Source organism: Oxalobacter paeniformigenes, assembly GCF_027158465.1.
Classification (GTDB): domain Bacteria; phylum Pseudomonadota; class Gammaproteobacteria; order Burkholderiales; family Burkholderiaceae_D; genus Oxalobacter; species Oxalobacter paeniformigenes.
In genome coordinates, this window is sequence record NZ_JAMKYL010000001.1 from 686,892 (window position 1) to 705,347 (window position 18,456).

The window sequence follows — 18,456 nt, forward strand, 5'->3', positions numbered from 1 at the left end:
ATGGCGAAAGCGAAGATCCAGTACACCTGTTCCGAATGCGGCGGCGTCAGCAGCAAATGGGCGGGAAAATGCCCGTCCTGCGGGCAATGGAACACGCTTGTCGAAACGGTGGCCGAACCGGTTTCCGCCAACCGCTTTTCCGCGAACCGGCAAGGGTTCGCGCAGACCGCACCGGTCATGTCGCTGGCCGATATCCATGCCGTCGAAGTGCCGCGCTTTCATTCCGGCATCGGTGAATTCGACCGGGTGCTGGGCGGCGGGCTGGTGCCGGGCGGTGTCGTCCTGATCGGCGGCGACCCGGGTATCGGCAAATCGACCTTGCTGTTGCAGACGCTGGTCAATCTGGCCTATGAAAAAAACGTCCTCTACGTCAGCGGCGAGGAATCCGGCGCACAAGTGGCGCTGCGTGCCAGACGGCTGGGACTGGTCGCGCCGAACCTGCAACTCCAGGCCGAAATCCAGCTTGAGAAAATCCTCGGCACGCTCGCCGAACGCAAACCCGATGTGGCGGTCATCGATTCCATCCAGACCCTGTATTCCGACGCCCTGACATCCGCGCCGGGTTCCGTGGCGCAGGTCAGGGAATGCGCGGCCCAGCTGACCCGTTTCGCGAAACAGTCCGGTACGACGGTCATCATGGTCGGACATGTGACGAAAGAAGGCGCGCTGGCCGGCCCGCGCGTGCTGGAACACATGGTCGATACCGTCCTGTATTTCGAGGGCGACACCCATTCCAGTTTCCGGCTGATCCGCGCATTCAAAAACCGCTTCGGTGCCGTCAACGAACTGGGCGTTTTCGCCATGACGGAAAAGGGACTGAAGGGCGTATCCAACCCGTCCGCGCTCTTTCTGTCGCAACACGAACGACAGATCGCCGGTTCATGCGTCATGGCGACGCTGGAAGGCATGCGTCCCCTGCTGGTCGAAATCCAGGCGCTTGTCGACAATTCGCCGACACCGAACGCAAGGCGGCTTTCCGTCGGGCTGGAACAGAACCGGCTGGCGATGCTGCTGGCGGTCATGCACCGGCATGCCAATATCGCCGCATACGACCAGGATGTGTTCATCAATGCCGTCGGCGGGGTACGTATCAGTGAACCGGCCGCCGATCTGGCGGTATTGATGGCGATTCATTCATCCTTGCGCAACAAGCCGTTGCCGCGCGGACTGGTCGTGTTCGGGGAAGTCGGCCTGGCCGGTGAAATCCGTCCGGCGCCGAGAGGGCAGGACCGCTTGCGCGAAGCCGTCAAGCTGGGATTTTCCATCGCCATGATTCCGAAATCCAATGTCCCGAAACAGCCTTTCGAGGGGTTGACCGTCATCGGCGTGGAACGTATCGACGAAGCTTTCGACAAAATCAGGGAATGGTAGAGCATACCCCATAGCCATGACCGCACTTTCGGTTTTTCGGTGTACGGCGCGCGCCTGTTGTCTTAAAAATCATCATTATAAACAACAGGTTTTAATCTATTTCAAGAAACAGGATGAGGTTTTTCGCGTTTTGTTTCATGACATATCTCATCGTCGCATGCACCATTCGTTTATGGCGATCCCGTATCCTGTTTCAATCCGGAATATCGCGACGAAACCTGAACCACTGTTGTGAAAGTCACGTCGCAATGTGCGGGCGACACCGGACAACGGCGTGCCGCCCGGATACTTCCTTTCAATGCCCGACAGAAGTTGCGGCCTTGACATAGTCGCCTGCCAGCGTACCGCCGCCACCACAAAAATACATTAAATCATAGCGTTGGTCGAATTTTGAAGAAAATACATTAAGTCCGTTCCCGTCTGGCAAGGGACGTATCACCATCACGGCATCCAGTGCGGGATTCAGGTCTTTGAGGTTGACTTCTATCTGGTCGTTCACGATATGGCCCTCGCCGTGGAAATCGCAACCTTTGGCTTTTCCGCCTGTTTTGGTGATCGTGACGGAGACTTTGCCGTTTTCAGACGGTGCGATCACAAGGCTTTGCCGGTAAGCGCCTCTGGCGGCATTTCCCTGATGGTAGGTTCCCGCGAAATCCGTAACGGACAGCGGGGTGGCCTTGTTGAAAACATAGTCCTCGCGTATCCCGTCGCCATCGCCTGCCAGCGCGATACGGTTCCCCGGCAATGTGATGAAAGACAGCGTTTCCGTATCGGGTACCGGACCGCTTGAAACGGTCGTGACGTCAAGGCGTCCGTTCCGGTACGTCCAGTGACCGTAATCCGTTTCCGACGTGTCGTCCGAATCCAGATACAGGCGCGTGACCGCCGCGGTATGGTCGGGTTCGATACTGACATGTGTAACGATACCCGGGCAATCGGCACAGGGAAGCGTCGCACGATACATGCCCGTGCAGGCCGCAGGCTGCTGCGTATCGGCTTGTTTCGTGTCATGGTGTGTGGCGCAGGATGCCAGCGACAATCCCAACAGGGCCATGGCGGCAGTTTTGAAGAAATTCGCTGTTGTCATGGTGATTCTCCATCGGTTTGCGGTTCGGCAGGCGGGATCCGGTATTGAGGACAATGCCGGTCACGCCATGCATAAAAACATGAACATAGCATGAATCCCGAAAACCGGCAGACGGCGGCGGGAAAAGGAAATTCGCCGGACATTTCGCCCGGCAGGGTGGTGAGATCGCGTGAAAAATTCAGTCCGCGTCTTCAAGAAAGGCCATGATCGCCTGTATGCCGCACGATACGGCCGATTCCAGCGTACCGGGATAGGCGGGATGCAGATAATCGCCAGCCAGAAACAGGCCACGGCCATCCTGACGGATGGCAGGCACCGTACGGTCGGGGAGGCAGGCAAGCGTCGCCGCCTTTTCCATGATGACCCGTCCCCACAGGGGATGCAAAAAAGCGTCGTTACCGAAACAGCGGGCAAGCTGGCGCGCCGTATCGGCGATAAACCTGTCGCTTCGGACATCCGCCAGCGCATGCGCCGCGCTGACGATGACGGCGAACAATCCTTGCTGCTCCGGCATGATTTGCCCGCGGTCGAAAACGTATTGCCCCCATTCGTCGCGCTCGCTGTCGTCAAGCAGTGCGAAAAAAGGCTTACCGAGCGTCAGTGATGGCGGATATTTCAGATAGACCGTCACGATCGGCGAAGGTGCAGGCAATGGCGCAGGTTCTGCCGCACCGAACCCGGCCAGCAGACGCCATGCGACAGTCGGTGGTGTCGCCAGCACGATGGCGTCGAAACGGCTTTGTGGCGCCGCGTCTGTCGTCCATGACTTACCGTCATGCACGATGCGGCGAACCGTTGTGCCGAAACGGAATTCACTGCCGCGATCCTGGCAATACCGGATCGCGGGTTCGGGGAAAAGGGCGGAAAGATCGGTTGCCGGAAGCAGCATGTCGGAATCGGCACGGCGCTTGCCGATGCTGTCTTGCAAGACCCGCATGAAAACACGGGCGGACGCCTGTTCAGGCGGCGTGTTCAGCGCGGCCAGACACAATGGACGCCAGAGCAGGGCATAGAGCTTTGGAGATTGGCGGAACTGTTCCAGCAGCCGGATGAGCGGCCGGTCTTCCCCGATATCCCAGCGAATGGCGCGGCATATCGTGAAAAAACGCGCCAGTGCCAGTTTGTCTTCCCAGTCCAGCCCCTTCGCCCCGAACAGTCCTGCCAGCAAATTGAGCGGTGCCGGCCATCGCGGGACTTCGAATTGCAGCAACGGCGGAACCGGCGGGTAGTGCATTTGCAGCGGCAGCGACACGAGTGCCGTATCCGGATCGACACCGACTTCGCGCATCATCTCCAGCGTTTTGCGGTATGCGCCGAGCAGGATATGCTGGCCGTTGTCGAGCGCCATGCCTTCCAGCACCGTTTTCCTGGCGCGTCCGCCGGCAAGGTGCGACGCCTCGAATACCGTGACATGGCATCCCTCTCTCACGGCGGTGACGGCGGCTGCGCAACCGGCCCATCCCGCTCCGACGATGGCGATCCGTTTATTCATGCAGCCACGCTTTCCATGCCAGCCAGAGTTTTTTCCCTTTCGTGAGCGAAACGCGCCGCGTCAGGACCGGAAAACCGCAGCGGACGATTTCCAGCAACAGTTCGCGATAGATCGACGCCATCATGATGCCGGGTTTTTGCGCGGGCCTGTCCTCCTCGGGCAAAAGCGAGAACGCCTTGTCGTACAAGGCCAGCGCACGATCGGCCTGAAAACGCATCAGTCCGGTGAAAGCCGCGCCGCCATCCTGTCTTGCCAAATCGGTTTCCGTCACGCCGAAGCGCGCCATTTCATCGGCGGGCAAATAAATCCGTCCGATCGCCAGATCTTCCCCGACATCGCGGATGATGTTGGTCAGCTGGAACGCCAGTCCGAGCTTTTCGGCATAAAGCAGCGTTTCGGGACGGCTTGCCCCGAAGATTTTCGCGGCAAGAATGCCCACCGCACCGGCGACATGCCAGCAATAGCGTGCCAGTTCGTCGAAGGTACTGTAACGATGACGGTCCAGATCCATTTCCATGCCGTCGATGATCGCCATGAAATGCGCCTGTTCCAGCGAACAGGAAGCGAGATGGGGCAAGAGCGCACGGGTAATCGGATGATCGGGATGACCGGCATACAGATCGGTGATTTCACGCCGCCAACCCGCGAGCTTGTAGCGTGCCGATTCCGGAGGCAGCGCCCGGTCATCGACGATATCGTCCACTTCACGGCAAAAGGCATACAGGGCCGTGATGGCTTTTCGGCGTGCAGGCGGCAAAAAACGGAAACAGGCATAAAAACTCGAACCGCTGCCGGCCGCCTTGTGCTGGCAATACTGGTCTGGCAACATAGGCTGTGTCTGATCGGAACAAGCCATTATCCCGCAAAACTTCCGTGCTTCCAAACGCGGAACCTTACCGGTATGGGGAAGGCGCCTTCATCGGGGCTTTCGCCCGGATTTGCGGATGCCGTGCGCGCTGTGGACATGCGAACAGGTCTCGTCATGCCGCGAAAACACGCCGGGTTCCTGTCCTGACAGGGCATTGAGAATCCCGCAGCTGGCTGCGTCTTTCGCCTCATGGCAACGCTCGCGCAAGGCCTTGAGCTGTTTCTCCAGTTTTTCCAGATCACGTATCCGCTCGCAGACATGGCCGATATGCGCATCGAGCAGGGCATTGACGCGGTCGCAACTTTCATCCGGCTTGTCCTTGAAATGCAGCAGGATACGGATTTCCTCGAGCGTCATGTCCAGCGAACGGCAATGCCGGATGAACAGCAACCGTTCGGCATGATCATCCGTATAAATCCGGTAATTGCCCTGCGTGCGTGCGACGTCCGGCAACAATCCCTCTTTTTCGTAATAGCGTACCGTTTCGACGGGCAGTCCCGCCTTTTCGGCAAGTTCACCGATTTTCATGACATACTTTTTTGGAAAAACAGACAAAAACCATGGTTTTCACCTATTGTAACCGCTTGACCCTGAAGTCACTCCATGGTTTTCAATAAACAAAACGGGAGAAAAAGCCATGACTGACGGAAATTTCGACGCACATGGCCATTCGCACGGATGCTGCGGACATGGGCATGAAGAAAAATCCGGGTGTCGCCATGGCAAAAACCATGCACACCCCCATGATGACCATGGACATGATGACCATGGCGGACACGATCGTGCCCATCATCACCATCCCCATTCGCACGATGACGCTTGCTGTTGCGCCCATTCGCCGGCCATGCCGCGGCAAGACGACGTCAGCTGGCCGCCGGATTATGCCGTATTGCATATCATGGACATGGATTGCGCCGTCGAGGAAAACGACATCCGCCGGATTCTCTCGGGTATCGGCGGCATCCGCCATCTGGAATGCAGCCTCCCGCGCAGACAGCTGGCGATCGATGCAGACGAGGAAACGGTCTCGCTGTGTCTCGCTACCATCCAAAAGGCCGGATATCGCGCCGAGCGTATCCGCCCCGGCATGGAAAACACCGCAGAACCGGCGGACAAGAAACGGATGTGGCGTCTCGGAACGGCGCTGGGTATCGCATTGGTCGTGGAAATCATGCATCTGCTTGGCCCGGACACACGTTCCGTCATGCTCTCCGGCATGGCCATGTCTGCTGTCGCCATCTGGCTTTCCGGACTGGATACCTACCGAAAAGGCATCGCCGCGATAGCACGACGGCAGCTCAATATCAACGCCCTGATGACCGTCGCCGTCACCGGTGCGTTCGTGATCGGGCAATGGCCCGAGGCGGCAATGGTCATGGCGCTTTATGCCGTCGCCGAACTGATCGAGGCCCGTTCGGCGGACAGGGCACGCCATGCGATACAACGCCTGTTCGATCTGACACCGCCTGTGGCCGACGTCCTCAGAAAAGACGGCAGCTGGGTATCCATGCCGGTGGACGCCATCGAAAACGACATGACGGTTCGCGTGCGTCCCGGAGAACGCATCGCGCTTGACGGCATCGTCACCACCGGACACAGCACTGTTGACCAGTCACCTGTCACCGGCGAGAGCATTCCGGTGGACAAGCGCAGGGGAGACACCGTTTTCGCCGGAACGATCAACGAAAGCGGCACGCTGGCTTTCCGCGTGACGGCAGCATCTTCCGATACCGTCGTTGCCCGTATCATCCGGATGGTCGAAGAGGCGCAGGAAAAACGCGCCCCCATCCAGCGCTTCGTCGATCGTTTCGCGGCGATATATACCCCGCTGGTTTTCCTGTTCGCCCTGGGCGTCGCCGTCCTGTCGCCACTGTTTTTCGGCTGGACATGGCTGCATGCCGCCTACAAGGCGCTGGTCATGCTGGTGATCGCCTGTCCGTGCGCACTCGTGATCGCCACGCCGGTGACGATCGTCAGCGCACTGGCCGCCGCGGCCCGTCGCGGCATTCTCATCAAGGGCGGCATCCATCTGGAGCAGGCACGCCATCTCGACATCGTGGCGCTGGACAAGACCGGCACCGTCACCGAAGGCAAACCACGCCTTGTGGATACGGTCATTCTGGCGAATCGTGTCCCGCGCGATACCGTTTTCGACAGGGCGGCGGCACTGGCGGGCAATTCCAACCATCCGGTTTCCAAGGCGATCGCCTTCGGGCTGGGCCGGAAAATGACCGCCGTTTCCGACTTTGCCGACATGCCGGGCAAAGGCGTGCGCGGCGTCATCGACGGATGCGCGCTGATACTGGGCAACCACCGCCTGATCGAGGAAGCGGGACTGTGTACACCGGACGTACATGCGCTGCTGCTCCAACACGAAAGACAGGGGCATACGGTGACGATACTGGCCGACAAGGAAGGCGTACTGGCCATCTTCACCGTTGCCGACACCATCCGTGATACGGCACGCGAGGCGCTGGCCATGCTCAGACGGCAAAAAATCGCCACCGCGATGCTCACGGGCGACAACCAGACGACCGCACAAGGCATCGCCCGCGAAGCGGGAATCGAGACCGTCTTCGGAAACCTCTTGCCTGACGGCAAGCAAAAAGCCGTTCTGGCATGGCGCAAACAGGGCAGAAAGGTCGCCATGATCGGCGACGGCATCAACGATGCGCCGGCACTGGCCCATGCCGATATCGGCATCGCCATGGGCAATGCGGGAACGGACATCGCCATGGAAGCGGCCGATGTGGTCATCATGAACGACGACTTGCGGCGGGTGGCACAGCTGATCTCGCTCTCGAAAACCACCTATATCATTCTCTGGCAAAACATCCTGATCGCACTGGGGATCAAGCTCGTGTTTTTTGCGCTGGCGCTGGCAGGTTCCGCCACGATGTGGATGGCGGTTTTCGCCGACGTGGGCGCAAGCCTGCTGGTCTTGCTCAACGGTTTGCGTGTCCTGCGAAAATGACGACGGTCGCGTGTGGTACGGCGTAAAATAGTCAGCCCGTTCACCCAGCCATTTTTTCGCAAACGCTATGCTTTCCTATCTCCCGCTCATTTTCGGTGCGCTTTCGATCGTTTTGTTGCTGATTCTCCTTTTCAGGTCGCGGCCATGGCAGGCAGGCGAAACTTCCGAAATCCTGCGACAGCAGACGGAAAACGCCATTCGCAATGCCGCCGAACGCACCGAACGGCAAATGCGGGAACAGATCCAGCTCAGTGCACAGGGGACACGACAAGAACTGGCCAGTGCGCTTTCCCGCTTCCAGCATGGTCTGACCCAGCAGATGACCCAGATTTCCACCCTGCAAAACGACCAGATGCGGACGTTTTCCGAACAGCTCGCGCGCCTGACGGCAGACAATGCCCGACAGGCCGGCGCCGCCCGGCAGGAACAGGCCGAAGCCATCAAACGCTTTGCCGATACCCTGCAACAGACCCTGACGGCGCTGACGGAATCGAACGCGAAACGCATGAACGAAATACGTACCGTGCTGGAAGAAAAAATCCGCGACTTGCAGACAGACAATGCGAAAAAACTGGAAGAAATGCGCCAGACCGTCGACGAAAAACTGCATGCCACACTGGAACAGCGTCTGGGCGAATCGTTCCGGCTCGTCTCAGAACGCCTTGAAAAAGTCCATCAGGGACTGGGCGAGATGCACCGGCTGGCGATGGGCGTGGGCGATCTGAAACGGGTGCTGACCAATGTGAAAACGCGGGGGACATGGGGTGAAGTCCAGCTGGAAATGCTCCTGGAACAGCTCATGACACCGGGGCAATATGCCCGCAACGTGGAAACGGTACCCGGTTCCGGCGCCATCGTCGAATTCGCCATCCGTCTGCCGGGCAGGGGAGACGAAACCGCACCGGTCTGGTTGCCCATCGACGCGAAATTCCCGAAAGAACAGTATGAACGGCTGGTCGAGGCATCCGAAGCGGCCGATGCCGAGGGCGTCGCACAGGCAGGAAAAGAACTCGAACGTGCCATCCGGCTTCAGGCGAAAACCATTGCGGACAAATATCTCGCGCCGCCGCATACCACCGACTTCGCGCTCATGTTTTTGCCGACGGAAGGACTTTACGCCGAAGTCATGCGCCGCCCCGGACTGGCCGACGACTTGCAGCGAACCTGCCGGATCAGCATCGCCGGACCTTCCACGCTCTCGGCACTGCTCAACAGCCTGCAAATGGGCTTCAGGACACTGGCGCTGGAAAAACGTTCATCCGAAGTGTGGGACATTCTGGGCGCGGTCAAAACCGAATTCGGCAAATTCGGCACCGTACTGGAAGCCACGCGCAAAACGCTGGAACGTGCAGCGAGAAGTATCGACGACGCACAGGTACGTACCCGCCAGATGAGCCGCAAGCTCAAGAAAATCGAGGCATTGCCCGAAGAACGTGCCCAGGAATTGCTGGGAATGACGAAATTGCCAGACGAAACAGCTGCTGACAATGAATGAATCCGGACCAGTATTCCCGTTTTCAGGCGTTTCCGTCTTTTCGTGATGGCGTATTTCGCCGGCATGACCATGACTGTATGCCAGCACTGGCAAGGAAAATCCCTGAGTACCGCCACTGGGCAGAATCATTTGCGCAATAGCGGCATGAAAGCGGTGACTGGAAAAAGCCCTTTCTGAAAACCGAACCGGAAAATCAGGCAAATACGGAAGCGGAATGGAACGGTCTCATTCTGCACAGCCATATTTTTTTTCAAACAAATCCTTGTTCACGTCACCCCATGCAATCATGGCATCGATTATCGGAATGAGGGTACTCCCCAATTCCGTAAGGGCATATTCGGAACGGGGTGGGGACTCCGGATAAATGGTTCTTGAAACCAGCCCATCCTCGACTAGTTCTTTCAACTGGAGATCAAGCACACGCGGCGTAGCGTCCGGAAATATCTTGTGAATTTCGCTGGGACGGAGTGTCTTGTGGCGCAATTCATCCAGAATACAGGATTTCCATTTTGAATTCAGCAGGCTTATCGTCAATCTCAACGGACATTCCAGATCGACGGGTGTTTTTCTCTGATACATGATCCAAAATAAAACCGGTTGTTTTCATGCAGGACATATACGGAAAAAATTTTCGGTATATGAATAATTTTTCGGTGATTGTGTTAGAAAAACATAACACGTAACATAATCAGCGTCAATGAATTATATAAAGGGCATTATTATGAGAGCAAGTATCGGGGAATACCGTGCAGTTGAAGAAGCGGCCATGAAATTCGTCAAAAGCGTCGCTGAAGGTGACAGTCGTTACGCAAAAGAACTGTTTGTCGATGACGCTGTTTTGTTTGGTTATCTGGATGGAAAACCGGAACATGGCAGCATCGAACAGTTTTACAAAAATGTGGATACCGTGGACGCAGGAAAGGATTTCAGGGCGCGCATCGATATCGTCGATATCGAGGAAACGCTTGCGGTGGTAAAGGTGCTGGAAGAAAAATGGGGCGGACGCATTGATTTTACCGATTATCTTTTGTTGATGAAGATAGACGGAAAATGGAAATGCGTTGCAAAAGCCTATAACCAGAATTCCAATACGATTCAAAACGGGAAATAATATCCGTAACCGAAAAATCCTGACCGTAAAGTTTTACCGTGCATTACCGTTTTACGATAATGCACGGCATGTTTTCCAGACAGATTGAAAATCATGCGCTTGTTGAAAAATGCACGTCATTCGTAATTTGCCATACCGCAAAACAAACGGAGATAAAAATTCCGAAACGATATATTCATAAAAAACATCGGGTTTTTTTCAATGGCATCCCACCGGACGGTTAATTTGTTGGCGAGAAACGGACGGACATTTTCGTATTTCGCCAATAGCGGAATATACCGCCGTCATCACACAACTTTTCATACCCTGCGCTCCTGACACGTGCCATAATATTCCGGACATGGACATTTCCCGTGTACATTGCCTGCCGATGACATGGTATATCCAAAACAATGCATGCTTGTTCATGTGGCAGGCATTTCCATACAGGCATCCTGTACCGGTTTTACAGTACACGGCAAAACTGTCTGATGACTAGTTGACAGGGACTGTATCTCATGCCGATTCCATTACCGGATAACCGCTCATCTGATATTTTGCTCATCCGCAACTACTGTTCCCACGCGATTTCACGCAGCGGCGACGAAGGCGAACTTTTCGCCAATATCTGCGCCATCATCGTCCGACACAGTCGTATCCGAATGGCTTGCACCGGTTTCGCAAACCCGTCGGAAAACCTGATCCGTTTTGACAACAAAAGCGGAGAAGAAATTGATTTTCCAGAAAAAATGTCGCTATCGACAACGGCGGGACATCCGGATGCTGAAAGCGTTGCCGTAAAAGCGTTTTCAACGGGAAAGGCATTCTGGAACCGTGATTTCGGAAGCGACCCGGTATCGGCATGGTGGCCGGAAAATGCATCGAATGAAATTTCCCTGCGTTCGCTGGCGGCATTGCCACTGCACGAAAACGGGAAAACCATCGGTGTATTTCTGCTGGCGTCGGCCGAACCGGATGCCTTCGATCCGGCATTACGCGGACTGCTGGCTGAAATCGCGGACGACATGGATTTTGCGGTCGCCAACTTTCGCCGCGAACAGATACGCATGAATGCCGAACGCGAATTGCGCCGCCTGTATGTCGAAAGCAGTGTCACGGAAAGCGAAATCCGCCGTCTCAACCAGCTCTATACCACAATGGGGTACTGCAACCAGGCTATTGCCCGCTGCAAGACACAGGACGAACTGTTCGGCGAAATCTGCCGCATCGCCGTACAGTACGACACCATCGACATCGCATGGATCGGTGTCATGGACCGTGCACAGCATCTTATACCCGTCGCCATGGAAGGGGCATCGCCCGAAATCATCGCGAAAATCGGCGAAATGATGACGACACACATCATCCGGCAAGCCGTTCGGGATGACAGACCGGTCTGGATACAGGATTGTGCGGGCGATCCGGCATGTGATTGCGATGCCATCATGCCCCGCTGGCAGTGTCTTGCCGATGAACAGCCTATCTGCGCCATTGCCTGCCTGCCGTTGCACAAGAATGGTGAAATCGCCGGCATGCTGGTCTTGCATGCCTTCAAGGCCGGTGCATTCGATATCGTGGTGCAAAAGCTGCTGAAAGAACTGACGGCCGGCATCGATTTCGCGCTGGACAATTATGTCCGCAATGAAAAATTGCAACTTTCGGCGGACATGTTCACCCAGAGCAACGAAGGCATGATGCTGCTTGATGACGCATGTCGCATCGTCATGGTCAATCAGGCGTTCACACGGATCACCGGATACGACCGCGCCGAAGTGATGGGCTGCAATCCGCGGATTCTCTCGTCGGGACGGCACGACAGGGCGTTTTACGAAGCCATGTGGAACGAAATCCGGGAAAAAGGATGCTGGCAGGGCGAAATCTGGAACATGCACAAAAACGGCACCAGCTATCCCGAATGGCTTTCCATCCAGGCCATGTATGATCCCTCTGGCAAGCTGACCCATTACATCGGCCTGTTCAGCGACATGACCGAACGAAAAAAGGCGCAAGACCAGATCCAGTGGCTGGCGCATTTCGATGCCCTGACAGGCTTGCCGAACCGGACACTGTTGCATGAACGGTGCCGACAGGCCATCAGTCTGGCGCAACGCAGCCGGAAACCGCTGGCGTTGATGTTCGTCGATCTCGACGGATTCAAACAGGTCAACGATACGCTCGGCCACAAGGCAGGCGACGAATTGCTCAGGCTTTTCGCAGCACGTCTTGAAGGCGTGGTGCGCGACCAGGATACCGTTTCGCGGCAGGGCGGTGATGAATTCGTCCTGGTATTGCCCGATACGGATACCAGCGGCGCGGCGCACATCGCCGGCAAACTGCTGGCTATCGCGTCAGAACCCTATCGTATCGATGAACAGGAACTGAACCTGTCCGCCTCGATCGGCATCGCCATGTATCCGTATGATGGAACGGACTTCGAGACGCTTTCCTGTTGCGCCGATACCGCCATGTACCGTGTCAAACAGAACGGTCGTGCCCATTTCCGATTCTTCACGACGGAAATGCAGGCCAGCTCGACCCGTACGCATCTTATCGGCGGCGCCTTGCAAAATGCACTGGAAGACAACGGGTTTTCGCTGTTGTACCAGCCGATTCTTTCGCTGGAAAACCGCACCGTTACCGGGTTCGAAGCCCTGTTGCACTGGGAGCATCCCCAACTCGGCACGATCGCTCCCGACGAATTTTTGCGTATCGCCGAATCGAACGGGCAAATCATGGCCATCGGCCAATGGGTGATCAGGACAGCGATAGGGCAGCTCAGGGCATGGCATGAAGCCGGAGAAGATGCCGTGACCATCTCGGTCAACCTTTCGGCCATTCCGTTTCACGACCGCAATTTGCCGAAACGTATCGCACAATGGCTCAGTGAAGCGGGCGTTCCGCCGGAAAGACTGGTACTGGAAATGCCGGAAACCGTCGTGATGGAAAAACCGCATGACGCCATCGGCGCCGTCGATGCGTTCCATGCCGCCGGAATGAAAGTCGCCATCGACCGTTTCGGCACAGGTTATTCCTCCATCGCCATCCTGAGGCGACTGGGGGCATACAGTCTCAAGATCGACCCGTCGTGCATCAGGGAAGTCACGGTGGACGACGAAGCAGCCACCATCGTGCGTGCCATGATCTCGCTGGCTGGTGCGCTGGGTATCCGTACCGTGGCCGAGGGTGTCGAAACAGCCGGTCAGATGCGCTTTCTCGAGCAGGCGGGATGCAAAGCCATTCAGGGAAACCTTGTTTCAGATGCACTCGATGCCGGTGCCGCAAGCGAATTTCTGGAACGAAACCGCGCACGGCAAGGCGTGAAAAGCCGCACGATGACGGAAAAACGATGACAGATCAGGGCAGAACCTTGCCGGGATTCATCAGATTGTCCGGATCGAACGCCTGCTTGACGAGCCGCATCATCCGCATTTCCACCTCGCTTTTGTAGGCAGCGTTCCTGTCGTGCTTCAATGCGCCCAGCCCGTGTTCGGCGGAAATGGCGCCATGCAACCGGATGACGTTGTCATAGACGATCCGGTTGACTTCGCCCTGCATCCGCAAAAAGTCGTCGTCCGCCACGCCTTCGGGCGCGCCGACGTTATAGTGCAGGCTGCCGTCGCCGAGATGGCCGAACGTCACCATCCGGCACCCAGGAAAACGGTACTGGAGCTGCCTGTCCGTCGTTTCGATAAATTCGGCGAACAGCGAAGTCGGAACGGCAATATCGTGTTTGATGTTTTTGCCTTCGCGGGATTGTGCGGCGGAAATGTTTTCACGCAATGCCCACATCGATTTCGATTGCGAAAGCGTCTGCGCCAGGGCGGCATCGCAAATCACGGCGTCTTCCATCGCATACTGGAGCAGTTTTTCGAAACGGCTGGCGACATGTTCTTCCGGTTCGGTACTGGAAAGTTCCATCAGGACATAATAGTCCTGCATGAGCGGCAGGGGAGACGACAGTTCCGGAAAATGCCGGGTGACCAGTTCCAGACTGTAACGCGACATCAGTTCGAACGTGGTCAGTACACCGTCGGCGAACTGCTGTGCGATGGACAAAAGACGCAACGCGTCGGCAGGCGTATCCAGCGCGACAAAGGCGGTTTGTCGCGTTCTCGGACGGGGAAACAGTTTCAGAACCGCCGCCGTGATGATGCCCAGCGTTCCTTCCGAGCCGATGAACAGATCCCGCAGATCGTAGCCGGTATTGTTCTTGCGGAGTTTGTACAGACCGTCCCATATCGCGCCGTCTGGCAGGACGACTTCCAGCCCAAGGCACAATTCGCGGGCCGTACCGTAGCGCAAGACGGCGGTACCGCCGGCATTGGCTGCCAGATTGCCGCCGATCATGCAAGAACCTGACGAGGCCAGCGACAGCGGAAACATCCTGTCGGCATCCTGCGCCGCCTTGTGGATATCGTCCAGCAGGCAACCCGCCTCGACGGTCATGGTATTGTTGGCCAGATCGGTTTCCCGTATCCGTTTCATGCGTGCCAGCGAAATCACGACCGCTTTCCCTGAGGTATCCGGTACGCTGCCCAGCACCAGCCCGGTATTGCCTCCCTGAGGCACGATGGGTATCCCGTGACGGCGGCAAAGTCTGACGATATCGGCGACTTCCTGCGTATTGCCGGGTTGCACGACGGCCAGCGCCTTTCCCGCAAACCGTTTACGGTAGTCGGTCACATAAAAATCCATTCTGGCCGGATCGCTGATGACATGGGCGCTGCCAAGCCGCTTTTTGCACAATTCGATAAAGGATGGCTGTGTCATGATGAAAACCGTTCCGTGAAATCCGCAACGGCAACCTGTCGGTGACCGCAACGTCCCGCACCGTCGCGCCGATTGCCGGATTGCAGCGCAAAATCAATATTCGGCCGGGAAACACATGATAAAACAATTTTGTCCGGTTGCCTGCCGGAGACGGTTTCATTTTAAAATGTTTTCATGAACACACCCGATTTCACCCCCGGCGCATGGCGCAAGGTACAGGATATTTTCCGTCACCTCGACCGCAAACGCATCAAGAACTTCCTCAAGTACTGCTATGCGAAAGTGGAAGCGGACAACCTCACCGACGTCGCGGGCAATATCAGCTTCACCATCATCCTGAGTCTGGTGCCGATACTGGCGATCATGCTGGCGGTTTTCACCCGTTTCCCGGCATTCGGTTCCCTGCGGAAGACGCTGGAAACCTATTTCGCCCAGGGCCTGATTCCCGGCAACATCGCCCAGACCATCCTGGACTATCTCGGCACATTCGCCGCCAATGCGGCCAACGTCTCCATCATCGGCGCGCTGGCGTTGCTGTTCACGACGCTGACGACCATTTCCACAATCGAGAGCGCTTTCAACCGTATCTGGCATATCCTCACGCCACGCCCGTTGCTGACCCGTATCGTCCTGTATCTCGCCATCGCCTTGCTTGCGCCGCCGTTGCTGGGCATCTCCATTTACCTGACGACTTATCTGGTGCTGTCACGTCACGGACTGATCGGCTGGCTGCCGTTTCTCAACGGCATATCCTCGCCGCTGATCGCCGTCATCTGGACGACAACCGCCTTTACGCTGCTATACCGCGTATTGCCCAACCGGCTTGTCCTCTGGAAAGACGCGCTGTCCGGCGGGCTGTTCGCCGCCATCGCGTTTGAAATCGCTATCCGGGTTTTCGCGTTTTTCATCGTGAATTTCAGCTCTTACGAAAAAATCTACGGTGCGCTGGCGGCATTCCCGATCTTCATGTTGTGGGTCTATATCAGTTCGCTCATCATGCTGCTGGGCGCCATGCTCACGGCAGCGCTTCCGGAAATCCGCAGCGGCCACTGGGAAACCGTGCAGCATCCCGGCAGCCGGTTTTCGGATGCCCTGAAAATCATCGGTATCATGTACCCTGAGGGAACGGTACGCAACCTCTCGCGTATCGAACTGGAACGACGTACACGGCTGGGAACCGCGGAAGTCGAATCCTGTCTCAAGACACTGGAAAATCTGGGATGGGCAGTACCGTTCGATCCTCCCATGTTCCATACGGTTCCGCTGGGCAGACGCACCCTGAAGACATGGCGATGGCTCGGAGACGCAGACCATATCACCGTCGCGGACGTCTTCAGACACTTCGTTTTCACGGCAAGCCGGGATGTCCCCATTTCGCTCGAGGTGGAAAAAGCGGTCGGCGGCATACTGGATATGACGCTGGCGGAATATTTCAGCCATCCCGGCGCCGTTCCGGTACATGCCGGCCATACGGAAAAACGCCCCTGATTGCCTGAAAACAGTACTTTCACCGGCTGTTTTCCGGACATTCCCCACCCGGGACGGGCAGTTTGGCCTGCAAAAGCGGCGTTCTTTTCCCGTTTCTTGACGCATGTGCGGAAAAAAAGGCTTTATGCGGTGTTATCTTAATAGGATGCAAACTTTCTACAGACGACAAAGCCGGGCGACACAATGGCGATAGACGAAACACAGCACAAAAAGGAAGACCGGCAAATCGGCGCATGGACGCCATTCCGTCACGGCGTATTCCGCATGCTATGGATCGCGATTTTGTTCGTGAACATCGCGTCATGGATGCAGGACGTCGGGGCAGGGTGGCTGATGACATCGCTCGCGCCGACGCCGGTAATGGTCTCGCTCGTGCAGGCGGCGACGAGCACGCCGTTTTTCCTGCTTGCCATCCCCGCAGGCGCCATGGCCGACATCGTCGATCGTCGCCGTTTTCTGATCGGTACACAGGTCTGGATGGCATGCTGTGCCGGATTGCTGGGGATATTGACCCTGACCGGCGTGACCGGCTCCTTTCTTTTGCTGCTCTTTACCTTCTGTCTGGGCGTGGGTATCGCCATGATGATGCCGGCATGGGGCGCGATCATTCCCGAACTCGTCCCGCGTGAAGAATTGCAGTCCGCAGTCGCACTGAACAGCATCGCCATCAACGTCGCACGCTCCATCGGCCCGGCCATCGCGGGCACCATCGTGGCGGCGGCCGGTTCCGGCGCCGTATTCATGGCCAACGCCTGCTTCTACACCATCGTGCTCTTCCTGATTTTCCGCTGGAAGCGCAACGTTCCGCAAAGCACGCTTCCCGCCGAACATCTTATCAGTGCCGTCCGTACCGGATTGCGCTTCGCACGCCATTCACAGGCGCTGCGAGCCGTCATGGTACGCGGATGCTGTTTCTTCATTTTCGCCAGCGCCTCATGGGCATTGATGCCGCTGATCGTCCGGCAGGAACTCAAAAGCGGGCCGAGCACCTACGGTCTGCTGCTTGCCTGCATCGGCGTCGGTGCGATCACGGGCGCCATCCTGATGCCCCGCCTGATCCGTCGCGTCACACGTGACACCATCATCCGCTGTGCCTCGGCGCTTTATGGGCTGGCGATGCTGGCGCTGGCCATGTCCGATATCGTCGCCGCGGCATGTGCCGCCATGCTCGTGATCGGACTTTCCTGGATGATGACAGCCTCGGCCCTGATGACTGCCGCACAGATTTCGCTTCCCGGGTGGGTCAGGGCACGCGGACTGGCTTTTTTCTGGATCGTATTCACCGGCGGCATGGCCGGCGGCAGCGTCATCTGGGGACAAGTGGCCGGCCTGCTCAATATCCCGACGGCACTCATCATCGCCTCGATTTGCCTGTATATCGGTATCGCGGTTTCATGGCGGTTTTATGTCGGTCTGCATGACAAGGCCGATCTGACGACCCTGTCATCCGACTGGGCAGGACCTGTACCGCGCAATATCGAAATGCACGAAGGACCGATCATGGTCACCATCGAGTACCTGATCCGTCCGGAAGATGCCGACGATTTCATCGCAGCCATGACCCGGCTGCGTGACATCCGCCAGCGTAACGGCGCGATGATGTGGAACCTGTTCAACGACATGACCCGTCCGGGCATCATGGTCGAATCCTATCTCATCGAATCCATGCTGGAAATGCTGCGCCAGCGCGAACGCATGACCGTCTCCGACCTCGAAGTCCGCGAAAAGGCACGTGCCTTCCATCAGGGCAGCTCGCCGCCGAAAGTCAACCGGCTGCTCTCGGCTATCGGACACCGGCGGATTTTCGAGTAGCAAAAGGCT

General features: G+C 57.0%; 13 protein-coding genes. 7 read left to right on the plus strand and 6 right to left on the minus strand.

Annotation, left to right across the window (positions count from 1 at the left end):
* On the plus strand, positions 1 to 1,371 hold the full coding sequence (radA, locus tag NAI64_RS03185; RefSeq protein WP_269297693.1) for a DNA repair protein RadA: 1,371 nt from the start codon (positions 1 to 3) through the stop codon (positions 1,369 to 1,371).
* A 295-nt stretch (positions 1,372 to 1,666) separates the two neighbouring features.
* On the opposite strand, the gene NAI64_RS03190 is transcribed toward radA, so the two are convergent.
* From NAI64_RS03190 to cadR, 4 genes are all read right to left on the minus strand, one after another.
* Complete coding sequence (locus NAI64_RS03190; protein ID WP_269297694.1) at positions 1,667 to 2,458, minus strand: copper resistance protein NlpE N-terminal domain-containing protein; 792 nt, start codon at positions 2,456 to 2,458, stop codon at positions 1,667 to 1,669.
* Positions 2,459 to 2,636: 178 nt separating this feature from the next.
* Complete coding sequence (gene hpnE / locus NAI64_RS03195; protein WP_269297696.1) at positions 2,637 to 3,950, minus strand: hydroxysqualene dehydroxylase HpnE; 1,314 nt, start codon at positions 3,948 to 3,950, stop codon at positions 2,637 to 2,639.
* On the minus strand, positions 3,943 to 4,779 hold the full coding sequence (hpnD, locus tag NAI64_RS03200; protein WP_269297989.1) for a presqualene diphosphate synthase HpnD: 837 nt from the start codon (positions 4,777 to 4,779) through the stop codon (positions 3,943 to 3,945). Before hpnD ends, hpnE begins: the two co-directional genes overlap by 8 nt.
* A gap of 87 nt (positions 4,780 to 4,866) precedes the next feature.
* On the minus strand, positions 4,867 to 5,346 hold the full coding sequence (cadR, locus tag NAI64_RS03205) for a Cd(II)/Pb(II)-responsive transcriptional regulator (RefSeq protein WP_269297698.1): 480 nt from the start codon (positions 5,344 to 5,346) through the stop codon (positions 4,867 to 4,869).
* A 109-nt stretch (positions 5,347 to 5,455) separates the two neighbouring features.
* Between cadR and NAI64_RS03210 the strand changes: the two genes are divergently transcribed.
* Entirely contained in the window at positions 5,456 to 7,792 is a 2,337-nt protein-coding gene (locus NAI64_RS03210; protein ID WP_269297700.1) for a heavy metal translocating P-type ATPase, read from the plus strand.
* Positions 7,793 to 7,859: 67 nt separating this feature from the next.
* Complete coding sequence (locus NAI64_RS03215) at positions 7,860 to 9,287, plus strand: DNA recombination protein RmuC (RefSeq protein ID WP_269297702.1); 1,428 nt, start codon at positions 7,860 to 7,862, stop codon at positions 9,285 to 9,287.
* A 225-nt stretch (positions 9,288 to 9,512) separates the two neighbouring features.
* Here NAI64_RS03215 and NAI64_RS03220 read toward each other — a convergent pair whose 3' ends face one another.
* Positions 9,513 to 9,866, minus strand: a complete 354-nt coding sequence (locus tag NAI64_RS03220; RefSeq protein ID WP_269297704.1) for a winged helix-turn-helix transcriptional regulator — start codon at positions 9,864 to 9,866, stop codon at positions 9,513 to 9,515.
* 142 nt (positions 9,867 to 10,008) lie between these two features.
* Here NAI64_RS03220 and NAI64_RS03225 point away from each other — a divergent pair, with 142 nt between their 5' ends.
* Both NAI64_RS03225 and NAI64_RS03230 read left to right on the plus strand, forming a co-directional pair.
* Positions 10,009 to 10,398: a nuclear transport factor 2 family protein gene (locus NAI64_RS03225; RefSeq protein ID WP_269297706.1), complete on the plus strand. Its 390-nt coding sequence runs from the start codon at positions 10,009 to 10,011 to the stop codon at positions 10,396 to 10,398.
* Between the two features lie 497 nt (positions 10,399 to 10,895).
* Complete coding sequence (locus tag NAI64_RS03230; protein WP_269297707.1) at positions 10,896 to 13,727, plus strand: bifunctional diguanylate cyclase/phosphodiesterase; 2,832 nt, start codon at positions 10,896 to 10,898, stop codon at positions 13,725 to 13,727.
* A gap of 4 nt (positions 13,728 to 13,731) precedes the next feature.
* Here NAI64_RS03230 and NAI64_RS03235 read toward each other — a convergent pair whose 3' ends face one another.
* Complete coding sequence (locus NAI64_RS03235; protein WP_269297708.1) at positions 13,732 to 15,147, minus strand: FAD-binding oxidoreductase; 1,416 nt, start codon at positions 15,145 to 15,147, stop codon at positions 13,732 to 13,734.
* Between the two features lie 174 nt (positions 15,148 to 15,321).
* Here NAI64_RS03235 and NAI64_RS03240 point away from each other — a divergent pair, with 174 nt between their 5' ends.
* Complete coding sequence (locus tag NAI64_RS03240) at positions 15,322 to 16,635, plus strand: YihY family inner membrane protein (protein ID WP_269297709.1); 1,314 nt, start codon at positions 15,322 to 15,324, stop codon at positions 16,633 to 16,635.
* Between the two features lie 183 nt (positions 16,636 to 16,818).
* Positions 16,819 to 18,447: an MFS transporter gene (locus NAI64_RS03245; RefSeq protein ID WP_269297711.1), complete on the plus strand. Its 1,629-nt coding sequence runs from the start codon at positions 16,819 to 16,821 to the stop codon at positions 18,445 to 18,447.
* Positions 18,448 to 18,456 lie beyond the last annotated feature (9 nt).